Genomic DNA, 24,224 nt, shown 5'->3' with positions numbered 1-24,224 from the left:
GGCTCGCTCCTATAGTTCTCTCTCAGACCCTTCCCTCAACACCTCCCCGGCGAAGGCCGGGGTCCAGTTGGGGGACGTCGCTAACGAGGGTCGCGCGCCGTTACGGCGACCTTTCAAATTGGGCCCCGGCCTTCGCCGGGGAGGTGCATTGTGGGGAAGTAGAGACGCTGACCTGCCGGGGGGACGATCAGTAGCGAAACTTTAGACTGCTGACCTGAGCAGCGTGCGGTGATGCCGGAACGAGCCCAGCCCCACCCCGCAAAGACGAACCTCAGTTCGCCTCGTTCACCAGCGTGAAGATCCCGCGCGGATCGGTCGGGCCGTGCTGGGTCGTCGCGAGCTGCGCGGCGTTGGCGCGCTGCGTTGCGGTGATGGTGTGGGCGGCACTGGCCAGCTGGTACGAGGGCTGTGCGTCGAGCGTGTCGCCAGCAGGCGCATGGCCCGAGTAGATGAAACCCTTGGTCGGATAGGCCGAGGTCCCGAGGTCACCCTGCGGGCCATACCACACCTTCACCATGCTCCAGTCGCCGGCAGCCGAAACGTCGACCGCGCGAACGTTGGTCTCGATTGCGCCGGGGCGCGACCAGTTGGCGTGCGTAAGGAGGACTTCGCGGTCGCTGACGACCTTCGAGACCATCGCGACATGGCCAACGCGCATGCGGGAAGTGGGCGAGAAGGCGAGGACCGAACCGGCCTTCGGGGTGTGGCCACGCTCGTAGCGACCCTCGGCCTGGCCCCACCAGGTGTTGGCGTTGCCGCGGATTTCGATCCCCGAAACCGAGCGAGCGAACGTCACGCACTGCCAGAACTGGGCCGCAGCAGGGGTGGCCGTCATCAGGCCGCACGATACCAACAGCGCAAAACGCGCTGCTAACGCCTTGAAATTCATCGAGACCCCCGGCCAAAACCCGTTTGTCACAGTCTGGCTACGGGAGGTTCGATTTAATTGAAACCCGGCTGGGAACCATATCCGACGAAGCGTGTTACCGCGCCGACCAACGCCCGAAAGGGCCAGCCAGGCTGGCTCAGTTCATGAGTTTCCAGCCGGTTATGCGGTCCACGGTGACCTGCGTGACCGCATGATAGCCCGGCCGCGCCTTGCCGTAGATCTGCATCGCGAGCTTGTGCCCCCAGTCGCCCGAGTCCATCATCTGCTGGAAAAGCGGCGCGACGAATTTCCGGCGCCCCTGCGAGGTCAGGAACTGCTCGGCCGACGCGTCGGCAGGCGCATAGTGATTGGCGAGCGCGAGTTGCAGCCAGGCGAAGCGGATTTCCGAATTGCCGGTGGTATTCCAGCCGAACGCGGTGTCGAGAGTCTTCAACCGCTCAGCCGGCAATTTACGCGGGAGCTGCGTGATGAAGCGCGTGATCTCCTGCGTGGTCGCCTTGCCCGGCACGCCCGAGACCGGCCCGCCGGCCGCATATGCCTTCGCCGCCGCATCGACTGCGGGGAACGCGGCGGACGTCACATGGACCGCGTTCGCCGGAATGCCAGGGCTGTAGACCCAGGTGTCGACACCGATCGTCTTGGCTTCGGCGGGGGTCAACAGCTTCGACTTTAGGTCGGCGAGGAAGCCGGCGCTGGTCTGCGGCTGGAAGGCGTGGCGGTCGAAATAGCTGCGGAGATAGGCATCCCACCGGGCACGACCGACCTGCTTTTCGATCGTGCGCAGGAACGCGGCGCCCTTGTCATAGGCGATCTGCGTCATGCCGTCGTCGGGATCGCGCGCGGCGTCGAGATCGAGGTGGAGCTGCGTGTCCTTCGCGGCCGGGCCACCGGCGTCCTTCACCGCGGCGAGCATGTCGGTCCAGGCGAGGTCGGCCTCCATGTCGGCGCGGCGCTTGCCGTAGAGCGCCTCCATGATCCGGTTCTCGAAATAGCTGGTGAAGCCTTCGTTGAGCCAGAAATCGTCCCACGTCGCGTTCGTCACGAGATTGCCCGACCAGCTGTGCGCAAGCTCGTGCGCAATCAGCGAGACGAGGCTGCGGTCGCCGGCGATCGCGGTCGGCGTGGCGAAGGTGAGCGTCGGGTTCTCCATGCCGCCGAACGGGAACGAGGGCGGCAGGACCAGCACGTCGTACCGGCCCCAGCGATACGGGCCGTACAGCCCCTCCGCTGCGGCGACGAATTTCTCGAGCTCCCCGAATTCGTACGCGGCCTTGGGTAGGGTGGCGGGTTCGGCCCAGATGCCGGTGCGCGGGCCGGTCGACTTGAACGCGATGTCGCCGACCGCGAGCGCGATCAGGTATGGCGCGACGGGCTTGTCCATCTTGTACTGGAACGTGCAGCGATCTGCGACGCAGGCGGGCTTGCCGGTCGCGAGCCCGCTCATCACCGCGGTGAGTTGCTTGGGAACGGCGATCTTCGCTTCCCAGGTCTGCCGGATGCCGGGGAGTCTTGCGTCGGAATCCAGCTGCGGTTGAGGATCGCCTCGCCCTGGCTGAACAGGAAGGGCTGTTTCTTGCCGGCGGTTTGCGCGGGGGTGAGCCATTGCAGCGCCTTCGCATCGGGGGACGAGGCGTAGGCGATGCGAATTTTCCTGGCGCCGTTGAGCGTGACGGTCAGTGGCGCGCCATGGATCTTGTCGACCGCGCCGACCGAGTAGGGGAGCGGCTTGCCGGCCATGTCAGTGATGTTGACGATCTTCAGGCCGTTGTCGTCGAGCACGACCTGCTTCGCGCCGGGAGCTGCGAGGATGTCGAGAGTGGCGATGCCGCGGATGACGTGCGTGTCGAAGTCGGCGGCTAGATCTAGCGCAACGTGCGTGACGCGCGCCTCGGCGGGGCGGGCATAGCTGTGCGGGTCGTGCGCGTCGGGGGTGGTGAGGACCGGCGCGACCGTCTGCGCGACGGCGGGGGATGCGAGGACGAGACCGAGGGCGGTGGCTAAAGCGGGGATGCGCATGGGAACTCCGATGTCGCCGTTCCTCGATATCGGGACGGCTAAGCGCCGGTCCTACCTTGGTGTCCCTGGCACTGGAAGGGCGGGCCGCGCAATGCCTTCCATCATCCTCGTCATCCTGACGAAAGTCAGGATCCAGAGTAACGGATGGCTGCCCTTCGCGGCTCTGGATCCTGACTTTCGTCAGGATGACGGAGGAAATTGCGCCGGTGTCGTTGCCAGTCTCGCCAACCGCGCCTCATGCTCGACCCGCCCGAACGGAAACCGCGAGAAGAAGAACGCCGAGACGCACGCCAGCACGATGTAGAGGCCGGCATAGATCAACGTCAGCCGGTCGATCGTCGCCACGGGCACCGTCCCCGGCATAGCCTTGGCCGGGAACCCCGCCACCGCGAGGATCATCCCCGCGAAGAATATTCCGATCCCGCTGGTGCACTTCTGGACGAAGAACGAGCCGGCGAAGAACACGCCTTCCGACCGCCGCCCCGTCTTCGCCTCCGAATCCTCGACCACGTCGGCCATCATCGACGCGCCGAGGATGAACCCGGTGACGTTCGATGCGGTGCCAAGGATGAAGAAACCGAACAGCATCGGCAGCAGCGAGGACTCGCCAACCTCCGGAAACACGCCGAGCATCCGCAGCCAATAGGGCGACGTGTTGAGCGCCGCGCCGAGCAGCACCGCGCCCATCGCCGCCTTGGGCTTGCTCCCCGTCCTGCCGAGCCGGGGCGCGGCGAGGAATGCGAGGAACACGCCCGAGAACAGCGCGATCGTCAGATAGACGAACACCGGCCCCTTGAAGCCCCACACATACGTGTAGAGGTAGTTCGACATCGCATAGCTGATGCCTTGGATCGTGTACGCGCAGACGCCCGCCGCCATCAGGATCGCGAACGCGCGGTTCTTCACGGTCTGGCGCAGTTCGGCGAAGGATTCGCGCAAGGTCTGCTTGGCGATCGGCGGGTTCGGCAGATGCCTGATCTCGTGGTGCGTGCCGAGCGCCGACACGAGGATCGCGACGCCGATGAACACCGCCCCCGCCAGCGCGAAACCACTGTAACCGGCGCGGTTGAGCAGGCCGTTCGGGAACGCGGCCGTCGGTGCGAGGAAATACTGGTACGCCGACAACAGCATCAGCAGCCCGCCGACCCAGCCGAACAGGTAACGATATGCCATGATCCGCGTCCGTTCGTCATACCCCGAGGTGAGCTCGGGCGTCAGCGCGACCGACGGCACCTCGTAGCAACTCACCGCGCTGCGCACGATCACCGCCATGACGAACAGCCAGACGAGCGTCTGCGGCTCCGACATGATCGGGGGCGGGTTCCACAGCAGCAGCCACCCCACCATGATCGGCAGCGCGGAGGCGTACATCCACGGATGTCGCCTGCCCCATTTCGTCCGCGTGCGATCGGAGAAGAAGCCCACCGCGGGATCGACGAACGCATCGATCAGCAGCGCCATCATGATGACGAGGCCGACGGTGGCGGATGGCAAGCCGACGACCTGGTTGTAGAACAGCAGCAGGAACGTGCCGAACCCGGCGTCCTTCACCCCGTAGGCGACGGCGCCGAAGCCGTAGCTCGCCATCGTGCCGGTCGAGAGGCGGCGGGCGGGTGCGGTCATTTCAGTTTGTCGAGCAGCGCGAACAGCGAGGGTTGCGCGGGATCCCAGCTCGGCCGCGTGCCGATCGTCATGCCGCCATCGACGAGGATATGCGTGCCCGTGATGAAGCTCGCATCGTCGCTGACGAGGAACGCGACCGCGGCGGCGATATCATCGCCGGTACCGGGCCGGCGGATCGGCTGTGCGTCGGCGGCGATGTGCGCGATCATCGCGTCCGCGTGCGACGTCTTGGCAGCGTCGAGTTCGAGCGTGCGCGTGAAGATGTTGGTGACGATGAAGCCGGGCACGACCGCGTTCACGCGGATCTCGTGCTGCGCGAGATCGGCGGCGGCCTGCTTCGTGAGGTGGAGGACGCCGGCCTTGGCGGTGGAATAGGCGGTCGGCGCGTAGCCGGTGCCGAGCGCGGATACCGACGAGGTATTGACGATGGCGCCGCCGCCGCGTTTCGCCATCAAGGGCGCGGCGTAGCGGATGCCGAGCGCCACCGAGCGAAGGAGAAGCGCTTGGGTACGATCCCAATCCTCCGGGGAGATCTCGCCGATCGGGTCGCGCGAGCCGCCCGCGCCGGCGTTGTTGAACAGGATGTCGAGCCCGCCCGCATCGTCGGCGGTCTGCATCAGCGCCTCGATATCGCCGGCTTGGAGCACGTCGGTACGCTGGAAGAGGATGCGGCCGCCGGATTCGTCGGCTAGCGCGTGGCCGCCGGCCTCGTCGATGTCGCCGATCAGGACGGTGGCGCCTTCGTCGGCGAGTCGGAGTGCAGTCGCTCGGCCGATGCCGGACGCGCCGCCGGTCACGACGGCACGCTTGCCTGAAAACCTCACACGCTCTCTCCTAGTTTTTGGCGAGCATAGTACGGGCTTTGCACTCGTCAATGACGGCTGGTTCGAAAAACGGGTTTGCGGCGGACGGCACTCGACGATACCAAGCGGGCAAACATTCGGAGGATGCGTGATGGATACGACCAACCTGTTCCGGCTCGACGGCCGCGTCGCGCTGATCACCGGCGGCAGCCGCGGGATCGGCAAGATGATCGCCGCCGGCTTCATCGCGCAGGGGGCCAAGGTGTATATCTCGTCGCGCAAGGCCGATGTCTGCGAGGCGGCGGCCGCGGAACTCGGGTCCAACTGCATCGCGTTGCCGCAGGACGTCTCGACGGTGGCAGGGTGCAAGGCGCTGGCCGCGCAGTTCGCCGAGCATGAGTCGAAGCTCGATATCCTCGTGAACAACGCGGGCGCGGCGTGGGGCGTGCCGTTCGAGGAATTTTCGGAGGTCGGCTGGGACAAGGTCATGGACCTGAACGTGAAGTCGCCGTTCTTCCTGACGCAGGCGCTGCACGCGGCGTTGAAGGCTTCTGGGTCGCGCGAGAAGCCGGCGAAGGTGATCAACATCACGTCGATCGACGGCCAGCGGCTGAACCCGTGGGAGACGTACAGCTATCACGCGTCGAAGTCGGCGCTGATCTACCTGACGAAGCGGATGGCGGCACGGCTTGTGACGGACTCGATCAACGTGACGTCGATCGCGCCGGGCGCGTTTGCGAGCGACATGAACAAGGCGGCGCGGGATCACGGCGATGCGGTGGCGCAGGGGATTCCGGCGAAGCGCGTCGGGGTGGACGAGGATATGGCTGGGGCGGCGATCTATCTTGCGAGCCGTGCGGGGGATTATGTGATCGGAGAGACGATCACGGTGGATGGGGGGCTGGTGCACGCGTCGTTGGGGACGAGCATCGACGCCTGAGCTAATTCCCTCGCCCCTCCGGGGAGAGGGAGGGAGGAGCGCTTGCGACGGAAGGGAGAGGGGCTTTGGGACGAACCGTCCCGAGCCTCACTCCCCTCTCCCTTCCCACGGCAAGTGCCGCGGGCCCCTTCCCTCTCCCCGGAGGGGCGAGGGACTTCTAGTTAGCGCGCTATGCCGCCAGCCGCGAGAACAGCCAAGGTCACCAGTTCGCTCGCGGTAGACGTCATCGGCGCGACCTGGACCGGCTTTTCCATGCCGATCAGCATCGGCCCGATGACCGAGTCCCCGCCCAGTTCGCGCAGCAACTTCGCCGAGATATGCGCCGACTGGAGCCCCGGCATGATTAGCACGTTCGCCGGCCCCGACAGCCGCGCAAACGGATAGTTCGCCAACTGCTTCGGGTTGAGCGCAACATCCGGCGCCATCTCGCCTTCATACTCGAACCCGACCTTCCGGCCATCCAGCACCGTCACCGCATCGCGGATGTTGTCGAGCCATTCCCCCTTCGGATTGCCGAAGTTCGAATAGCTCAGGAACGCCACGCGAGGCTCATGCCCCATCCGCCGCGCGACCGCCGCAGTCTGCTCCGCGAAATCCGCCAGCTGCTCGGCGGTCGGACGCTCGTTGACCGTCGTGTCGGCAATGAACACCGTATGGCTCTGCCCGACCAGCAGGTGGATACCGAATGGCGTCTTCCCCGCGGCCGGATCGATCACGCGGTAGATCTGGCGCATCGTTTCGCCATAGGTACGCGTGATGCCGGTGATCATCGCGTCGCCCTCGCCGAGCTGGAGCAGCAGCGCGCCGAAGATGTTGCGGTCCTGGTTGACCATCCGCTCGCAATCGCGGCGCAGGTAGCCGCGACGCTGGAGCCGCGAATACAGGAAGTCGACCATCCGCGGCACGAGCGGCGAGACGCGGCTGTTGTGGAGTTCGAAGCTCTCGGGATCGGTGACGCCGAGCGCGCGCAACCGGTCGGGCACGTCGTCGCGGCCGACGAGCACCGGCGTGCCGTAACCGCCCTCCTTGAACGCGATGGCGGCGCGCAGGACGACTTCTTCCTCGCCTTCCGCGAAGATCACGCGCTTGGGATGCGCGCGGGCGCCTTCATACGCCATCGACAGCACCGAGGTGGTCGGGTTGAGGCGGGCTCTCAAGGAGTGTCGATACGCTTCGATGTCGAGGATCGGCTTGGTCGCGACGCCCGAGGCCATCGCCGCCTTGGCGACCGCGACCGGAACGACTTCCATCAGCCGCGGGTCGAACGGCGCGGGGATGATGTAGGTCGGGCCGAAGCTGTGGCTGACGCCGTATGCGGCCGCGACTTCCTCCGGCACGCGTTCGCGCGCCAACTCCGCGATGGCGTTGGCAGCGGCGATCTTCATCGCGTCGTTGATACCGGTCGCGCGGACGTCGAGCGCACCGCGGAAGATGAACGGGAAGCCGAGCACGTTGTTGACCTGATTCGGATAATCCGAGCGGCCGGTCGCGACGATCGCGTCGGGGCGCGCGGCCATCGCCAGTTCGGGGCGGATTTCGGGCTCAGGATTGGCCATCGCGAAGATGATCGGCGCGGGCGCCATGTCCTTGACCATCTCGGGCGTCAGCGAGCCCGCCGCGGAGAGCCCCAGGAACACGTCGGCCCCGACCAGCGCCTCGGTCAGCGTGCGCGTTTCTGTCACCGCCGCGTGCGCCGACTTCCACTGATCGACGCCCTCGCGGCCCTGGTAGATCACGCCCTTGCGATCGCACAGGATGACATTGTCGCCGCGCACGCCCATCGCCTTGACGAGTTCGGTGCAGGCGATCGCCGCGGCGCCGGCGCCATTGACGACGATCTTGACCTCGGACAGTTTCCGCCCGGTCAGCAGGCACGCGTTGATCAGGCCGGCCGCGGTGATGATTGCGGTGCCGTGCTGGTCGTCATGGAAGACCGGGATGTTCATCCGCTCGCGCAGGGCCTGCTCGATGATGAAGCATTCGGGCGCCTTGATGTCCTCGAGGTTGATCCCGCCGAAGGTGGGCTCCATCAGCTCGACCGCGTCGATGAAGCGGTTCACGTCCTCGGTCTTCAGCTCGATGTCGATCGCGTCGACGTCGGCGAAGCGCTTGAACAGCACCGCCTTGCCTTCCATCACCGGCTTGCTGGCGAGCGGCCCGAGATTGCCCATGCCGAGGATCGCGGTGCCGTTCGAGATGACCGCGACGAGGTTCCCCTTCGCGGTATAGTCGTAGACGGTGGCGGGATCGTCGTAGATCGCCTGCACCGGCACCGCGACGCCGGGCGAATAGGCGAGCGCGAGATCGCGCTGCGTCGCCATCGGCTTCGACGCGATGATCTCGATCTTCCCCGGACGGCCTTCCGAATGGAAGAGCAAGGCTTCGCGTTCGGAGAATTGCAGCGTTTCGTCGGACATGGGCGGGGCCTCGCGCGGTCGTTAGGTTTGGAGGACCTTCTAGGCAGGTGGTCCGCGTTCGTCACCCTGGACACTTCGCCCTATAGCGTAGCCACCACCCCGGCGAAGGCCGGGGCCCAAGTGGAAAGGCCGAAGTGACGACGGGTCGCCCTTCGTTATTGCCGTCCCCCAATTGGGCCCCGGCCTTCGCCGGGGTGGTGCCAGGAAGCGGGAACCCGTCCAATCGGATGACGAACCCGCAAACTCCCGTTAGATCGACGCCGATGTCCACCCCTCTTCCACACCCGCCCCTACCCCCATGATGACGCAGTATCTCGGCCTGAAGGCGGAGGCGCAGGATTGCTTGCTGTTCTACCGGATGGGCGATTTCTTCGAACTGTTCATGGACGATGCGCGGATCGCGGCGAGCGTGCTCGACATCGCGCTGACCGCGCGCGGCGAGCATGAGGGCAAGCCGATCCCGATGTGCGGCGTGCCCGTCCACGCGGCGACGGTGTACCTGCAACGGCTGATCAAGGCCGGGCACCGCGTCGCGATCGCCGAGCAGGTGGAAAGCCCGGCGGAGGCGAAGGCGCGCGGTGGCTCTAAGGCGCTGGTGGCGCGCGCGATCGTGCGGGTGGTGACGGCGGGGACGCTGACCGAGGAAGCGTTGCTCGACGCGCGGTCGGACAATTGGTGCGTGGCGATCGGCGAGGCTGGGGGGTCTGTCGCCATTGCCGCGGCGGACGTGTCGACCGGGCGGTTCGAGATCGTCGAGGTTGCGGGCGACGCGGTCGAGGCGGAACTCGCGCGGCTCGGCGCGGCGGAAGTGGTGGCGTCCGAGGCGAGCGCTTTCGAGGAGTCCGCTACCACGCTGCGGCCGAAGATCGACTTCGACAGCGGCGCAGGCGAGGCCCGGCTGAAGCGGGTATATGGTGTAGCGACACTCGACGGGTTCGGGCAGTTCGGCCGCGCGGGACTGGCCGCGGCGGGCGGACTGGTCGCGTATCTGGAGCATAATGCGAAGGGCACGATGCCCTTCCTCCGCCCCCCGCGGATCGGCCGCGCGGCGGAGACGATGGCGATCGACGCCGCCACTCGCGAGAGCTTGGAGCTGACCTGCACCACCGGCGGCGTGCGCAAAGGCAGCCTGCTCGACGCGGTCGACCGGACCGTCACGGGCGCCGGCGCGCGGTTGCTCGGCGCGGACCTCGGTGCGCCATTGATGGACAAGGCGGCGATCGACGCGCGGCTCGACTTGGTGCGGCTGTTCCACGACGACCAGGCGGCGCGCGAGCGGTTGCGGTCGACGTTGCGGGCTTTGCCGGACATCGGGCGGGCGCTCGGGAGGCTGGCGGCAGGACGTGGTGGTCCGCGCGACCTCGGGCAGTTGCGCGACGGACTCGATGGCGCGTGGAGCCTTGGCGAGCGGATGGACGCGATCGTCGATCCGCCGGTGCTGCTCCGGGACATCGCGCCCAGATTACGCGGACACGGCGCGCTGATCGATCTGCTCAAGCGCGCACTGGTGCCGTCGCCGCCGATCGAGGCGTCGGACGGCGGCTATATCGCGGCGGGCTATGACGCGGCGCTCGACGACCTACGCGATGCCGGCGCTGGTGGGCGGCGGGCGATTGCCGCGCTGGAGGCGGAGTTCCGCACGGCCACCGGCGTCACCGCGCTGAAGATTCGGCATAACGGCGTGCTCGGCTATCATGTCGAAGTGCCGGCGCGGGCGGCGGATCCGTTGATGAAGCCCGAGAGCGGGTTCACGCATCGGCAGACGCTGGCGGGCGTGGTGCGGTTCAATACGCCTGCGCTGCACGAGGTCGCGGCGAAGGTGTCGCAGTCCGGCGCACACGCACTCGCGGCGGAAGCGGCGCATCTCGAGGAATTGACCACGCAGGCCCTCTCCGGGCGCGATGCCATCGCCGCGACGGCGGATGCGCTCGCGCGGTTGGACGTGGCCGCCGGGCTGGCGGAGCGTGCGGCGGAAGGCGCCTGGGCGCGGCCTTCGCTGGTCGATCACGCGTGCTTCGAGATCGAGGGCGGACGGCATCCGGTGGTCGAGGCGGCTGTCGCGAAGTCGGGCGACCGGTTCGTCGCCAACGACTGTAACCTGTCGGAGGCCTCGCGACTGTGGCTCGTCACCGGCCCGAACATGGGCGGTAAATCGACCTTCCTCCGCCAGAACGCGCTGATCGCGGTCCTCGCGCAGGCCGGGTCGTACGTGCCCGCGACCAAGGCCACCCTGGGTCTGGTCGATCGCCTGTTCAGCCGCGTCGGTGCGTCGGACAATCTCGCGCGTGGCCGCTCCACCTTCATGGTCGAGATGGTCGAGACCGCGGCGATCCTTGCGCAGGCGACGCCGCGCTCGTTCGTGATCCTCGACGAGGTCGGGCGCGGTACCTCGACCTATGACGGCCTCGCGATCGCGTGGGCGGTGGTCGAGGCGATCCATGAAGACAATCGCTGCCGCTGCCTGTTCGCGACGCATTATCACGAGCTGACTCGGCTGGCGGAGCGCTGCGAGGCGCTGTCGCTACATCACGTCCGCGCGCGCGAGTGGAAGGGCGAGCTGGTGCTGCTCCACGAACTCGCCGACGGGCCGGCGGATCGGAGCTACGGGCTGGCAGTCGCGCGGCTGGCGGGGATGTCGCCGGTGACGGTTGCGCGCGCGAAAGCGGTGCTGGCGAAACTTGAGGCCGGGCGGGCCAAGACTGGCGGGCTGGCCGCCGGGCTCGACGACCTGCCGCTGTTCGCAGCCGCGGCGCAGGTCGAGGAGGTGGCGTGCGACGTGTTGCGCGAGGATCTGGCCAAGCTCGATATCGACGCGATGAGTCCGCGCGATGCGCTGGACGCGCTGTATCGGTTGAAGGCCCTCGCGAACGAGGGGTGATCCTTTCCCCGTGCCGGGCCCTTCGGCTTCGCTCACGGGAGCCTCGTTCCGGCATCCACTGTTCCGCACATCCGAAACAGGTGAGTATGCGGTACGGTGGGCCCCGGCCTCCGCCGGGGTGACGGAGTGGGAGGGGACAGGGCGCAACCGACTAAGAATGCGCGCGTCCTAGTATCTCATGATACGTCGATGCTAGGCGGCGGCCGGATTTAGCGGAGCGCGGGCCTTGGGCGGACATCATCACGGGCATTCACATGGCCACGCGCACGCGGGCCACGCCGGAGGCCACTCCCACGGCGGCCACAGCCACGCCCCCGCCTCGTTCGACCGCGCGTTCGCGATCGGGATCGGGCTCAACATCGTGTTCGTCGCGGTCGAGGCCATCGTCGGCCTGCGGATCGACTCGGTCGCGCTGCTCGCCGACGCCGGGCACAATCTATCCGACGTGCTCGGCCTCGTCGTCGCCTGGGGCGGGACGATGCTCGCGCGCACGGCACCGACCAAGCGCTTCACCTACGGGCTGAAGGGCTCGACGATCCTCGCCGCGCTGACCAACGCGCTGCTGTTGCTGGTAGCACTCGGCGCGATCGTGCTGGAGGCGTCGCAACGCTTCTCGGACCCCGCCCCGACCGCCGGCCTCACCGTATCGATGGTCGCGGGCGTCGGCATCGCGGTCAACGCGATCACCGCCTGGATGTTCGCGCGCGGGCGCAAGGGCGACGTCAACATCCGCGGCGCGTATCTCCACATGGCCGCCGACGCGCTGGTCTCGGCGGGCGTGGTGATCGCGGGTATCGTGATCTGGCGTACCGGCTTCACCTGGATCGATCCGGCGGTCAGCATCGTCATCGCCATTCTCATTTTCTGGCAGACCTGGGGCCTGCTCCGCGAGACCGTCGAGATGTCGCTGTCTGCCGTCCCCCGGGGAATCGAGTTCGATCATGTCGACGAGGCATTGTGCGGCCTGCCCGGCGTCACCGAGATCCACGATCTCCATATCTGGCCGATGAGCACCACCGAGCCCGTCCTCACCGCGCATCTGGTCATGCCGGGCGGGCATCCAGGCGATCAGTTCCTCAGCGATGCGCGGACGATGCTCCACGACACATTCGGGATCGGCCATGCGACGTTGCAGGTCGAGACGGGCAGCGGCCATGATTGCTCGATGGCGAACGCGGCGACCGTCTGAGTCTGGCGGTTTGAACTTTTCCGGTGCGGCACGGGTTACCCTGTCACGCATCAGGAGCAAAGTTCATGAAAAAGCATCTTATAGCAGCGTTGATGTCGGTCGCCGTCGCAGCGCCGGCGATGCTGCCGACCGCCGCGACCGCCCAGCGGTACGATGACCGCCGCGACAACAACGACCGTCGCGACCGTGACGACCGTCGCGGTGGCGATCGCAACTGGCGTGGCGACGACCGCAACTGGGATCCGTCGAACAGCTACCGCGACGGCAAGTACCGCGAGCGCCGCCTCGGCCGTAACGACCGGATCTATCGTGGTCGCGATGGCCGCGCCTATTGCAAGCGCAACGACGGCACGACCGGTCTGGTGATTGGTGCACTCGGCGGCGGCGCGCTGGCGAACCTGATCGGTGGCGGCACGCTCGGCACGCTGGCAGGTGCCGGTGGCGGCGCACTGCTAGGCCGCTCGGTCGACCGCGGCAACGTGAAGTGCCGCTGAGCCCTAACCGGTTCTAGAAACAACGGCGGCCGAGCGATCGGCCGCCGTTTTTGTATCTACGAAATATGCCGTTCGTGCTGAGCGAAAGGGTCTAGTAGGCGCGGGCGACCGCGAACTCGACGGCTTCGATCATCGCATCCTTGGCGTCGCCGTTCGCAAAACCGGCGATCGAGTCGATCGCGCGCTGGCCGTAATGCCGGGCTCTCGCAAAAGTATCGTCGACCGCGCGGGTCGAGCGGATCAGGCGGATTGCGTGCTGGAGGTCGGCGTCACTGTCGCGGCGACCCTCGACCGCGTCCTTCCAGAACGCGCGATCCTCGGCCGAGCCGCGCGCATAGGCCAGGATCACCGGCAGCGTCATCTTCCCCTCGCGGAAATCGTCGCCCGCGTCCTTGCCCATCGTGTCCGCATCCGAGACGTAATCGATCGCGTCGTCAACCAGCTGGAAGGCAATGCCGAGGTTGCGGCCGTACGCGTCGAGCGCGGCCTCCTCGGCCTCGGGGCGTTCCGCGACGACCGCGGAAATCCGGCAGGCGGCGGCAAACAGCGCGGCGGTCTTCGCGCCGATGATGTCGAGATACCGCTCTTCGCCGAGTTCGACGCGGCGGGCGGCGGTCAGCTGGTTGACCTCGCCCTCGGCGATCACCGCGCTGGTCGAGGACAGAATCTTCAACGCCTTGAGGCTGCCCGCCTCTACCATCAGTTCGAAACTGCGGCTGAACAGGAAATCGCCGACCAGCACGCTGGCGGGGTTGCCCCAGATGATGTTGGCGGTGCGCTTGCCACGACGCAGGTCCGAGCCGTCGACGACATCGTCGTGGAGCAAGGTCGCGGTGTGGATGAACTCGACCGCGGCGGCGAGCAGGTGATGCTGCGTCCCCGAATAGCCGATCAGCTGCGCACTCGCGAGCGTCAGCATCGGCCGCATCCGCTTGCCGCCGCCCGCGATCAGGTGACCGGCGAGTTCGGGGATCAGCGGAATCTCGGACTCCATCCGGCCGCGGATCACCGCGTTGACCTGGTCCATATCGCCCGAGACGAGCTTGACCATCGGGTCCAGCGACGGCTGGGACTCGGGATTGGGACGTACGGTTTCGAGGCGGTGGACGGTGGCGCTCATCTTTCCGAGCCTCTGCCGCCTATGCCCCGGCAAAGCAACCCTTGGTGCCCCTTGCCGTTCATCGTCCGCGCCCGCAAAAGGCGCGGCGAACCAATGAAAGGGTGCTTCGCGTGGCTGACGAACTGCTGAACGGATACCGCCAGAGCATCGACAATATCGACGCGGCGCTGATCCACATGCTCGCCGAGCGCTTCAAGGTGACGCAGGCGGTCGGCCGCCACAAGGCGACGCACGGCCTGCCGCCCGCCGATCCGGGTCGCGAGGAACGCCAGATCGCCCGGCTGCGACAGTTGGCGACCGACGCGCAACTCGATCCCGAATTCTCGGAAAAATTCCTGCGCTTCATCATCGACGAGGTGATCCGCCATCACGAGCGCCTCGCGCACGATCCGGGGTGAGGCGGGAGGCAACGACCAAAACGTGTCGAAATGCCTCGCCTTCAAACTACCGCGTCGGCGAAATTCACGCTCCACCGAAACCTACCACCCCGGCGAAGGCCGGGGCCCAATTGGGGAACGGCAATAACGAGGCGCGGCGCGCCGTTACGACCACCTTGCCAATTGGGCCCCGGCCTTCGCCGGGGTGGAGCTTCTCAAACAGGCATTTTCGGCGCCCGGACAAAGTGCGATACGGCCAAAATGCGTGACGAAAACGTCATGTCAGCTCCACGTGCCGATCATCCGGTCGGGCGCAATCGGTTGCAAATGATGTGGTTTCGCCGATCCTTGCTCGCTTTTGCCGTATTCGGGTTCGCCGCAGTCGGCTTCATGGCTTGGCTCGGCTATTTCGGTGGACCTGTGTTCGCCGACATCACGCCGTCCAAACCCCAGCGCCGCTATGCGGTCGTGTTGCTGAGTGGCGACCTCGGGTTGAAGATCGGCATGGCGCCGGAGATCGCGCGGCGGCTGGCCGCAGACGGCGTGCCGGTGGTCGCGGTTAACACGCTGACCTATCTACGCAAAACTCGGACGCCCGCGGACATCACCACACTGATCGCGCGTGCCGAACAGCGCGCGTTGCGGCTCGGCCATACCGACCGGGTCGTCCTGATCGGCCAGTCGTTCGGCGCAGACATGCTCCATGTCGGGCTGGTCGGCCTCCCTCAGCCATTGCGCGCAAAAATCGCCCGCGTCGCGCTGATCGTGCCCGAGGACAACGTCCAGTTCCGCGCCTCGCCCAGCGAAGTGTTCGATCTCTGGACGCCGACCACGCCGGCGCTGCCCACCGCGCGCCACCTCACCTGGGCCCCTCTGCTGTGCGTCCAGGGCATCGTCGAGACGAATAGTCTTTGCCCGCTGTTAACGCAGGCCAATGCAAGACGCGTCGCGCTGCCCGGTGGGCATCCGCTTCACCGCGACGCCGATGCGCTCTACGACGTGATATGGCGGTTCGTCTCCGCAGCTTGAGGATCGATTGATGGTTGCTGCACTGTTGGCGCTCGCGATGATCGCGGGAAGCCCCGCTTCCCCGTCTCCCGCCCCCGCGTCTCCCGCTCCCCGTCTCCCGCCCCCGCGTCTGCAGTCGAGGGAATCTGGCACAATCCGAAGGACAGCGTGGCCGTGAAGACGGGCGCGTGTGGCGACAAACTCTGCGGCTGGGTCGTCCGCGCCAATGACGAGGCGCAGGCCGATGCCCGCGACGGTGGCACGCCGAAACTGATCGGTACCGCCTTGCTCCGCGAGTATCGCCCCAGTGGACGCGACACATGGTCGGGGCAGATTTTCGTCCCCGACATGGGACGCACGTTTGGATCGACGCTGAAGCTGGTCGACACGAACACGATCACGGTGAAGGGCTGTCTGATCGGCGGCTTCTTCTGCAAGACACAGACGTGGCACCGCGGTTGACGCACATGACCGGTATCCGCGACTGGATCGCGCATCGTCGCGGCACGCTGATCGCGCTTGCGGTGCTGGTCGTCGCCGTGCTGGGCTTCGCCGCGATCCACAAGCTGACCGCGGAGATCCGTCTATCGGAGGTGCGCGCGGCCTTCGCGGCGCTCGGCTGGCCCGAATTGTCCGCGTCGATCGCGCTGACCGTCGTCAGCTATATCGCGCTCACCTTCTACGACACCATCGCACTGAAGGTGATCGGCCACCCCTTGCGATGGCGGACCGCGGCGGTCGCCTCGTTCACCAGCTACACGATCAGCCACAATCTCGGTCTGGCGATGCTGACCGGGGGCTCCGCGCGCTACCGCGTCTATAGCCGCGCCGGTCTCGACGAGGCGGCGGTGGCGCGGGTCGTGCTCATTGCAGGCGTAACCTTCTGGGCAGGGGTTATCGCCGTCGCCAGCCTGTCGATGGCGATCCATCCGGGGATGCTGCCGATCGTCCACTGGACGATGCCACCGCTGCTTGAGCGGACGATCGGGATCGCGATCCCGCTGGCGATGCTGGGGATCGTCCTGCGGTATCGTCATGGCGGCGCACTCAGGCTGTTCGGCTGGCGGCTGCCCTTGCCGAACTGGCGACAGGCGATCGCCCTCCTGCTGGTGTCCACCGTCGACCTCGCGGCGGCGAGCGCGGCGTTGTTCGTGCTGCTGCCAAACGCATCGCCAGACCTCTATCCAGTGCTGTTCCTCGGCTATGCCGTCGCGATCGTCGTCGCGTTGATCAGCCATGTCCCCGGCGGGCTCGGCGTGTTCGAGGCGGTGATCATCGCGACGATGCCGCAGGACAACGCCACGGTTCTCGCCGCGCTACTCGCCTACCGGATCATCTATTATGTCGCGCCGCTGATCCTGGCGGCGATGCTGATGGCGTTTCACGAGGGGCGGCAATGGCGCAATCGGGATCGGGGCAAGGGCCGCGGCACCGATCCGCTGACGATCGCACTACCGCTCGCGCCGCTGCTGCTCGGCGTGCTGGTGTTCCTGAGCGGCGCGATGCTGCTCGTGTCGGGTGCGCTGCCCGCGGCGCCCGGCCGGATGGACACGCTGGCGACGATCCTGCCGCTGCCGATCAGCGAGATGGCGCACGTCGCTGCCAGCCTTGTCGGGGTGATGCTGCTGTTCGTTGCGCTTGGCCTGTACCGGCGGCTCGACGGTGCGTTCTGGGCGGCGCGCACCCTGCTCGTCGCGGGCACGCTGCTGTCGATCGCCAAGGGCCTCGATTACGAGGAGGCGACGATCCTGCTGCTCACCGCCGTCGCGCTGCAATGGACGCGCGCGGCCTTTTATCGGCGAACGCGACTGACCGCCGAGCCGCTGTCGCCCGAATGGCTGGTCGGCGTCGGCGCGGCGATCGGGCTGTCGGTGCTGATCGGGTTCTTCGCGTACCGCCGGGTCGGCTATTCGAGCGACCTGTGGTGGCAGTTCGAGACCAATGCCAATGCGTCGCGGTTCCTGCGCACCAGTCTCGCGGTCGGGCTCCTGTTGATCGGTGCGGCGATCTGGCGGATGTTTGCGGCGGCGCCGGTGCCGGTCGTCCACGACACGCTGCCCGACGACGTGGCTCAGGCAGCACTCGCGCACGCCGACCGCACCGACGCCATGCTCGCCTTCACCGGCGACAAGCGCTTCCTGGTATCGGACAGCGGCGATGCGTTCCTGATGTACCAGGTCAAGGGCGCGAGCTGGATCGTGCTTGGTGACCCTGTCGGCCCAAGCGAGGCGTGGTCAGAACTGCTCTGGGCGATCCGCGCGCGCGCCGATGCCGCACAGGGCCGGCTGCTGCTCTACCAGATCGGCCTCAGGATCGTGCCGATCGCGATCGAGATGGGGCTGAAGCTCGTCAAATACGGCGAAGAGGCAACCGTCGAACTTGAGGGCTTCACGCTGGAGACTCCCGAGATGCGCAGCGTCCGCAAGGCGGCGCGGGTCGCGGAACGCGCGGGCGCGCAGTTCGCGGTCGTCCCCGCCGCCGAGATGCCCGCGATCATCCCCGAGTTGCAGCAGATCTCCGACTGGTGGCTGGCCGACAAGGATCATGCCGAGAAGAGCTTCAGCGTCGGCAGGTTCGAGCCGGGGTATATGGCCAAGTTCGACTGTGCGGTGGTGCGGATCGAGGGCAAGGTCGTCGCCTTCGCCAACGTCTGGGGCACGCCCAACAGGCAGGAACTGTCGGTCGACCTGATGCGCCATTCGAAGGACATGCCACAGGGCGGCATGGACTTCCTGTTCACGCGGCTGATGCTGTGGGGGCATGAGAACGGCTATCGCCATTTCTCGCTCGGGATGGCGCCGCTGTCGGGGATCGAGGCGCGTCGACTGTCGCCGACCTGGTCGAAGGTGGCGGCGTTCCTGTTCCGCCACGGCGAACGCTTCTACGGGTTTGCAGGCCTGCGCGCGTACAAGGAGAAATTCCGCCCGAACTGGACGCCGCGCTACATCGCGTCGCCGGGCGGCACGTCGCTGCTGCGGGGCCTCATCGATTTGCAGGCTTTGGTGAGCCGGTAAGGCTTGCTAGGGCTCCCCTATGAGCTTCCTAATGGCAATCGAAGGCGCCGACGGCGCGGGCAAGGCCACCGCCTCGGCGTTGGTGGTCGAGCAGCTGCGCGCCGCCGGCCGCACCGCCGAAATCATGTCGTTCCCACGCTATACCGAAACGGTCGGCGGCTGGGCACTCGGCGCGATGCTGGCGGGCACGCTGCCGCGCGGCACGTCGCCGAAAGCGGCTGCGGTGCTGTATGCGCTCGACCGGATGGAATCGCGCGAGCACCTGCTGGCGACGATGGCGGCGAACGAGGTGGTGGTGTTCGATCGCTACATCGCTTCGAACATGGCGTATCAGGCGGCACAGGTGCCTCGGCACGAGGCGGACGCGATGATGACCTGGATCGCCGACCTGGAGACGGGCTCGTTCGCGCTGCCGAAGCCGGACCTCTCGGTGTATCTCGACACGCCCGCCGACATCGCCCGCGGGCTGATCCTCAAGAAGCGCAAGCGGTCCTACACCGACGATGCATTCGATGCGTACGAGGCGGATACCGGACTGCAGGACCGGGTACGGACCAACTATGCGGCGATGGCCGAGGCGGGTTTGCTGGGGCGCTGGGCGACGGTGTCGACCGTGACGGACGGCGCGTCGCGGTTACCCGCGGAGATCGCGGCGGAGATCGTAGCGCTCCTCGCCTGACCTGCCGTCATCCTCGCCACGCCGAGCGACCCGCGCACGATCGGGCTTACCTTCCGCATTCGCCAGTGAGTATGGAGGTCGGATGACGGACCCCGCCCTCCATGCCACGATCCTGCTCGCCAAGCATCAGACCGGTCGCGTCGGTGCCGACCGGATCGCGCTGCTCCGCGCGATCCGCGACGGCGGCTCGATCACCAACGCGGCCAAGGTCGTCGGACTGAGTTACAAGGCGGCGTGGGACGCGGTGCAGGTCATGAACAACCTGTTCGACCGCCCGCTCGTGCTCCCCGCAGCGGGTGGCAAGGACGGCGGCGCGAGCCCGATCACCGAGGCGGGCGTGGCGGTGCTCGATGGCTATGCGGTCGCCGAAGCAGAGCTCGCCAGCGCGATGGCACGGATCGAGGCGAGCGTGTCAAACGGGTTGTCGTTGAAGCCTTTGCTATGGGGAATCGGGATGAAGACGAGCGCGCGCAACGTCTTGCGGGGGACTGTATCGCAGGTGACGCCGGGAACGATCGATGCCGAGGTGACGCTAGCCGTCGCCGAGGGTGTCGAGATCGTCGCGACGATCACGCGCGGCAGTGCGGAGGATCTTGGGCTGGTGCCCGGCGCAACCGCGCTGGCACTGATCAAGTCGAGCTTCGTCATCCTGGCGCGAGGCGACGAGAGCCTACGGACGTCGGCCCGCAACACGCTGGCGGGGACGGTCATCGCGCGCGAGGACGGCGCGATCTCCAGCGAAGTGACGCTCGAACTGACGCGCGGCAAGACGCTGACCGCGACGTTGACCAAGGAGAGTGCGGACGCACTTGACCTGCAGATCGGCACGCGCGCGCTGGCCTTGGTCAAGGCGAGCCATGTGATCTTGGCGGTCGAGTAACACCGCTCGCGCTACCCGATACCACCCCGGCGAAGGCCGGGGCCCAATTGGGTAACGTTGCTAACTGAGTTCGGCCTTCCGTTACTGCAACCTTTCCACTGGGGCCCCGGCCTCCGCCGGGGTGGTTCCTATCAGTCCGCGGACGTTTCTAACTTTTCCGTCACAAACCGATTCCGCATTGCAGCATAAGTAAACGGCATTACTTAGCACGCTAATGACTTCCCCCGTGCCGCCCTCGAATCCGCCTACGCGCGCACGCTACTCCCGCTCGCGAAGATGTGGCGGCAGGCAGCGGATCGTGCGCTGCGCGATATGAACGTCTCCGCGTCGACCGGCTGGGCGCTGGTCCAGGTCGGGCGGCTCGGCGACGACGTTCGCCAGACCGACCTTGCAAGTCAGCTCGACGTGACGCAGGCCTCGCTGGTTCGTTCGATCGACCAGATGACCGCGGCGGGCCTGGTCGAGCGTCGGCGCGACCCCGCCGACGCTCGCGTCAGCCGTATCCGCCTGACCGCACACGGCCGCGCACTCGTGACCACGATCGAAGCGAAATTCGCGACGTTGCGCGCGGCAATGCTCGACGACGTGTCCGACGCCGATCTCGCCACCGCGTTGCGCGTCGCGGAACGGCTCGGCGCACGCTTCATGGCGGATCGCGCGCGATGAGCCTCGCCCGGTTCGGGGGAAGGAAGCGCTTTTCTCCGTCAAATGCTTCGTCGCCGCGATCCTCGCTTATTATATCGCGTTGAGGATCGGGCTGACGCGCCCCTATTGGGCGGTGACGACGTCGTACATCGTCGCGCAGCCGCTCGCGGGCGCAGTCCTGTCGAAGGCGGTGTTCCGCGTCGCCGGCACCGTGCTCGGCGCGGTCGCCGCGGTCGTGCTGGTGCCGAACCTGGTCAACGCGCCAGAACTCCTGTCGCTCGGCCTCGCGCTGTGGCTCGGGCTGTGCCTCTACATCTCGCTGCTCGACCGGACGCCCCGCGCGTACCTGTTCCTGCTCGCGGGCTATACCGCGAGCATCATCGGGTTTCCGTCGGTGACGACGCCCGGTGCCGTGTTCACGATCGCCGCCCTACGCGTGCAGGAGATCACGATCGGCATTCTCTGCGGCAGCCTGATCCACGGCTTCGTCTTCCCGCAGACCGTGACCGCGACGCTGCTCACGCGGATCGACGCGATCCTTGCCGATGCGGAGCGCTGGTCTCGGGATTCGCTGGCGGGGGCGTCCGACGCCACGCTCGACCGCGATCGGCGACGGCTTGCACTCGACATCAACGAGCTTCACCAGCTCTCGATCCACCTTCCCTTCGATACCGCGCGGCTGCTGCCCCGCACGCGTACGCTCCGTGCGTTGCAAGCTGAGTTGTCGATGCTGCTCCCCTTGGCCAGCGCGGTCGATGACCGCATCGTCGAGCTGAAGCGCGGTGCCGACGCACCCCGTCCCGAGGCCCTCGCGCTGATCGAGGACGTCCGCGAATGGCTGCGTGACCCTCCGCCTGTAGCGGACCGAGGCTCGACCGCGGACGCACTGATCGAACGCGCCCGCGCGCTCGAGCCGCCGGCCGGTGAGACGCTGATCTGGCGCGACGCGTTGCGGCTCAGCCTGCTGGCCCGGCTCGGCGAGCTGGTCGATGCGCACCGCAACGCGCGCGACCTGCGCGACCAGATGCGCTCGCCCTCGCGCGCGCCCGTCACCCCCGCAGTCGCCCGCCTGCTCGCCCGGATCGCCAGACGACCGCTCCACCGCGACCGCGGCATCGCACTGCGCGCCGCCGCGGGCACCGTCGCGACGATCCTGCTCGGCTGCATCTTCTGGATCGGTACCGGCTGGGCCGACGGCGCCGGTGCGGTGCTGATCGCGGGCGTGTGCTGCGCGCTGTTCGGCAACAGCGACGATCCCGCGCCGGCGATCAAGGCGTTCTTCTACGGCACCATCCTCGGCCTCGTCATATCCGCGATCTACGCCTTCGCGATCCTGCCACGCGTGACCGATTTCGTGACTCTGGTCGCGGTCCTCGCGCCGCCGATGCTGATCGGCGGGATGTACCTCGCGCGCCCGACGACCCTGCTCGTAACGCTAGGCGCACTGCTCGGCGGCCTCAACACGGTCGGGCTGAACGACCGCTTTGGCACTGATTTCAACAGCTTCATCAACGGCGGCATTGCCCAGCTGGTCGGCACGTTGTTCGCGGTGGTCACGGTCGGCCTGTTCCAGACGATCGGCGCGGACACCAGCGCACGGCGGCTGATCCGTGCAGGCTGGCGCGAACTGGCGGCGCGCAGCGACTCGACGAGCCGCCCCGATGCGGCCGGCTGGATCGCACGGATGCTCGACCGGATCGGCCTGCTCGCGCCGCGGCTCGCCTTGCAGGGCGAGGATCCGGGCAAGCCGCTGCTCGACGCGCTGACCGATCTGCGCGTCGGCGTCGCGGTCGGCGAACTCAAGCAGTTGCGGCTCGACGGTACGCCTGACGAGGCCGCAACGATAACACCGGTTCTCCGCGGTATCGGCGCACATTACCGCGCCCTGCGCCCCAACGAGCCTGCGCCCCCCGAGCCCGATCTGCTCGCCGGGATCGACACCGCGATGGCGGCGATGGCCACATCCACGCCTGATCGCCACCGCACGAGCGTACTCGCGCTGACCTCGCTGCGGCGCAACCTGTTCCCGTCGGCGCCCCCTTATCTGGCACCAGCGTACGGAGTGGCCGCATGACCGGCGAAATCTCGATCGGCGGCGTCTACCTGCCGAGCATCCTGTTGCTCGCGGTCGCAGCGGTCATCCTCACCGGCATCGCCACGCGGCTGCTCGCGTTCGCCGGCGCCTATCGCGCGGTCACCTATCGACCGCTCGTCGACCTCGCCTTGTTCATCCTCATCCTCGGGCTGCTCGCCCTGCTGACCGGACCTTCCGCATGAATACCCGCCTGAAATCGCTGCTCGCCCCCCTCGGTCGTTCCGCCGTCACGCTGATCATCGTCGCGCTCGCGGTGCTGGTCGCGCTGTGGCTGTGGCAGCGCTACGAGACCGATCCGTGGACGCGCGACGGGCATATCCGTGCCGATATCGTCCGCGTGACGCCAGACGTCGCAGGGCTGGTCACGCAGGTCGCGGTGCACGACAATCAGGCGGTGAAGCCCGGCGACGTGCTGTTCGTGGTCGATCGCCCGCGTTTCCAGCTGACTCTGGCGCAGTCGGATGCCTCGATCGCAAGCGCCCGCGCGACGCTGTTGCAGGCGCGCCGTGAAGCGCAGCGCGATCTGGCGCTCGGCGATCTCGTGGCGAAGGAAACGCACGAGCAGAACGTCGCGCGCGTCGCCACCGCGTCCGCCGCACTCGCGCAGGCCCAGAGCGCCCGATCGACCGCCGCGCTCAATCTCGCCCGCACGACGGTACGAGCGACGGTGCACGGGATCGTGACCAACCTCGATCTCCACCCCGGCGACTATATCGCGACGGGCGCGCAGGCGATGGCGCTGGTCGACACCGATTCACTGCGCGTCGAGGGCTATTTCGAGGAGACCAAGCTCGGCAGCATCCACCTCGGCGACCCCGTGATCGTCCACCTGATGGGCGAACCGCAGGCGCTGCACGGCCGCGTCGACAGTATCGCCGCGGGGATCAACGACAGCGAGCGGACGAACACGACGAACCTGCTGCCGAACGTCAACCCGACCTTCAACTGGGTGCGGCTGGCGCAGCGCATTCCGGTTCGCGTGAAGCTGACCCAGGTGCCGAAGGGAACGCAGCTGATCGTCGGCCGCACGGCAACGGTGACGGTCGAGCCGCGCGTCGCGCCGGGGACGACGGCATGAAGCGCGAACCCGGCATCCGTGATTGCCTCCTGGCCCCGACCGAGTTTGTCACGCGCTTCCCCCAGACCGATGCACCACC

21 protein-coding genes are annotated in these 24,224 nt (G+C 67.2%); 14 read left to right on the top strand and 7 right to left on the bottom strand.

Annotated features, from left to right (window positions below; all coding sequences use genetic code 11):
• Window positions 1-271 precede the first annotated feature (271 nt).
• The 5 genes from QP164_RS17450 to QP164_RS17430 form a co-directional block, all read right to left on the bottom strand.
• Window positions 272-889 carry a CHAP domain-containing protein gene (locus QP164_RS17450; RefSeq protein ID WP_333923948.1) on the bottom strand — a complete coding sequence of 206 codons (618 nt, stop codon included), beginning with the start codon at window positions 887-889 and terminating at the stop codon, window positions 272-274.
• Between the two features lie 136 nt (window positions 890-1,025).
• Window positions 1,026-2,333 carry a leukotriene A4 hydrolase C-terminal domain-containing protein gene (locus tag QP164_RS17445; RefSeq protein WP_333923947.1) on the bottom strand — a complete coding sequence of 436 codons (1,308 nt, stop codon included), beginning with the start codon at window positions 2,331-2,333 and terminating at the stop codon, window positions 1,026-1,028.
• Window positions 2,333-2,905: a hypothetical protein gene (locus QP164_RS17440; RefSeq protein WP_333923946.1), complete on the bottom strand. Its 573-nt coding sequence runs from the start codon at window positions 2,903-2,905 to the stop codon at window positions 2,333-2,335. Before QP164_RS17440 ends, QP164_RS17445 begins: the two co-directional genes overlap by 1 nt.
• A gap of 180 nt (window positions 2,906-3,085) precedes the next feature.
• Entirely contained in the window at window positions 3,086-4,528 is a 1,443-nt protein-coding gene (locus QP164_RS17435) for an MFS transporter (protein WP_333923945.1), read from the bottom strand.
• Window positions 4,525-5,352, bottom strand: coding sequence for an SDR family NAD(P)-dependent oxidoreductase (locus QP164_RS17430; RefSeq protein WP_333923944.1), 828 nt, complete (start codon window positions 5,350-5,352; stop codon window positions 4,525-4,527). Before QP164_RS17430 ends, QP164_RS17435 begins: the two co-directional genes overlap by 4 nt.
• A gap of 130 nt (window positions 5,353-5,482) precedes the next feature.
• Between QP164_RS17430 and QP164_RS17425 the strand changes: the two genes are divergently transcribed.
• On the top strand, window positions 5,483-6,271 hold the full coding sequence (locus QP164_RS17425; protein ID WP_333923943.1) for an SDR family NAD(P)-dependent oxidoreductase: 789 nt from the start codon (window positions 5,483-5,485) through the stop codon (window positions 6,269-6,271).
• Window positions 6,272-6,432: 161 nt separating this feature from the next.
• Here QP164_RS17425 and QP164_RS17420 read toward each other — a convergent pair whose 3' ends face one another.
• Entirely contained in the window at window positions 6,433-8,688 is a 2,256-nt protein-coding gene (locus tag QP164_RS17420) for an NADP-dependent malic enzyme (RefSeq protein ID WP_333923942.1), read from the bottom strand.
• A 298-nt stretch (window positions 8,689-8,986) separates the two neighbouring features.
• On the opposite strand from QP164_RS17420, the gene mutS reads away from it, so the two are divergent.
• The 3 genes from mutS (at window position 8,987) to QP164_RS17405 (ending at window position 13,249) form a co-directional block, all read left to right on the top strand.
• The gene (gene mutS, locus QP164_RS17415; RefSeq protein WP_333923941.1) at window positions 8,987-11,566 is read left to right on the top strand and encodes a DNA mismatch repair protein MutS; all 2,580 of its coding nucleotides are present in this window, start codon (window positions 8,987-8,989) and stop codon (window positions 11,564-11,566) included.
• A 226-nt stretch (window positions 11,567-11,792) separates the two neighbouring features.
• Window positions 11,793-12,755, top strand: a complete 963-nt coding sequence (locus tag QP164_RS17410) for a cation diffusion facilitator family transporter (protein ID WP_333923940.1) — start codon at window positions 11,793-11,795, stop codon at window positions 12,753-12,755.
• 65 nt (window positions 12,756-12,820) lie between these two features.
• Entirely contained in the window at window positions 12,821-13,249 is a 429-nt protein-coding gene (locus tag QP164_RS17405) for a glycine zipper 2TM domain-containing protein (protein WP_333923939.1), read from the top strand.
• A 91-nt stretch (window positions 13,250-13,340) separates the two neighbouring features.
• On the opposite strand, the gene QP164_RS17400 is transcribed toward QP164_RS17405, so the two are convergent.
• A complete protein-coding gene (locus tag QP164_RS17400) occupies window positions 13,341-14,369 on the bottom strand; it encodes a polyprenyl synthetase family protein (RefSeq protein ID WP_333923938.1) in 1,029 nt (342 codons plus the stop codon).
• 110 nt (window positions 14,370-14,479) lie between these two features.
• On the opposite strand from QP164_RS17400, the gene QP164_RS17395 reads away from it, so the two are divergent.
• From QP164_RS17395 to QP164_RS17350, 10 genes are all read left to right on the top strand, one after another.
• Entirely contained in the window at window positions 14,480-14,767 is a 288-nt protein-coding gene (locus tag QP164_RS17395) for a chorismate mutase (RefSeq protein ID WP_132737208.1), read from the top strand.
• Window positions 14,768-15,025: 258 nt separating this feature from the next.
• A complete protein-coding gene (locus QP164_RS17390; protein ID WP_333923937.1) occupies window positions 15,026-15,775 on the top strand; it encodes an AcvB/VirJ family lysyl-phosphatidylglycerol hydrolase in 750 nt (249 codons plus the stop codon).
• Window positions 15,776-15,922: 147 nt separating this feature from the next.
• Window positions 15,923-16,216 (top strand): DUF2147 domain-containing protein, encoded by a 294-nt coding sequence (locus QP164_RS17385; protein ID WP_243643278.1) that lies wholly within the window; start codon window positions 15,923-15,925, stop codon window positions 16,214-16,216.
• 5 nt (window positions 16,217-16,221) lie between these two features.
• Window positions 16,222-18,768 carry a bifunctional lysylphosphatidylglycerol flippase/synthetase MprF gene (gene mprF / locus QP164_RS17380; RefSeq protein ID WP_443027489.1) on the top strand — a complete coding sequence of 849 codons (2,547 nt, stop codon included), beginning with the start codon at window positions 16,222-16,224 and terminating at the stop codon, window positions 18,766-18,768.
• A gap of 19 nt (window positions 18,769-18,787) precedes the next feature.
• Window positions 18,788-19,447 (top strand): thymidylate kinase, encoded by a 660-nt coding sequence (locus QP164_RS17375; protein ID WP_333923935.1) that lies wholly within the window; start codon window positions 18,788-18,790, stop codon window positions 19,445-19,447.
• 82 nt (window positions 19,448-19,529) lie between these two features.
• On the top strand, window positions 19,530-20,327 hold the full coding sequence (locus QP164_RS17370) for a TOBE domain-containing protein (RefSeq protein ID WP_333923934.1): 798 nt from the start codon (window positions 19,530-19,532) through the stop codon (window positions 20,325-20,327).
• Between the two features lie 276 nt (window positions 20,328-20,603).
• Window positions 20,604-20,993, top strand: coding sequence for a MarR family winged helix-turn-helix transcriptional regulator (locus QP164_RS17365; protein ID WP_333923933.1), 390 nt, complete (start codon window positions 20,604-20,606; stop codon window positions 20,991-20,993).
• A gap of 79 nt (window positions 20,994-21,072) precedes the next feature.
• Entirely contained in the window at window positions 21,073-23,046 is a 1,974-nt protein-coding gene (locus QP164_RS17360) for an FUSC family protein (RefSeq protein WP_443027460.1), read from the top strand.
• The gene (locus QP164_RS17355) at window positions 23,043-23,249 is read left to right on the top strand and encodes a DUF1656 domain-containing protein (RefSeq protein WP_132737194.1); all 207 of its coding nucleotides are present in this window, start codon (window positions 23,043-23,045) and stop codon (window positions 23,247-23,249) included. Before QP164_RS17360 ends, QP164_RS17355 begins: the two co-directional genes overlap by 4 nt.
• The gene (locus tag QP164_RS17350; protein WP_277982920.1) at window positions 23,246-24,145 is read left to right on the top strand and encodes an efflux RND transporter periplasmic adaptor subunit; all 900 of its coding nucleotides are present in this window, start codon (window positions 23,246-23,248) and stop codon (window positions 24,143-24,145) included. The genes QP164_RS17355 and QP164_RS17350 overlap by 4 nt, the downstream gene beginning before the upstream one ends.
• Window positions 24,146-24,224: the final 79 nt, after the last annotated feature.

Source organism: Sphingomonas sp. LR59 (assembly GCF_036855945.1).
GTDB lineage: Bacteria > Pseudomonadota > Alphaproteobacteria > Sphingomonadales > Sphingomonadaceae > Sphingomonas.
Note: the sequence above shows the minus strand (reverse complement) of the source record. Positions and strands in the feature narration are given on the sequence as shown.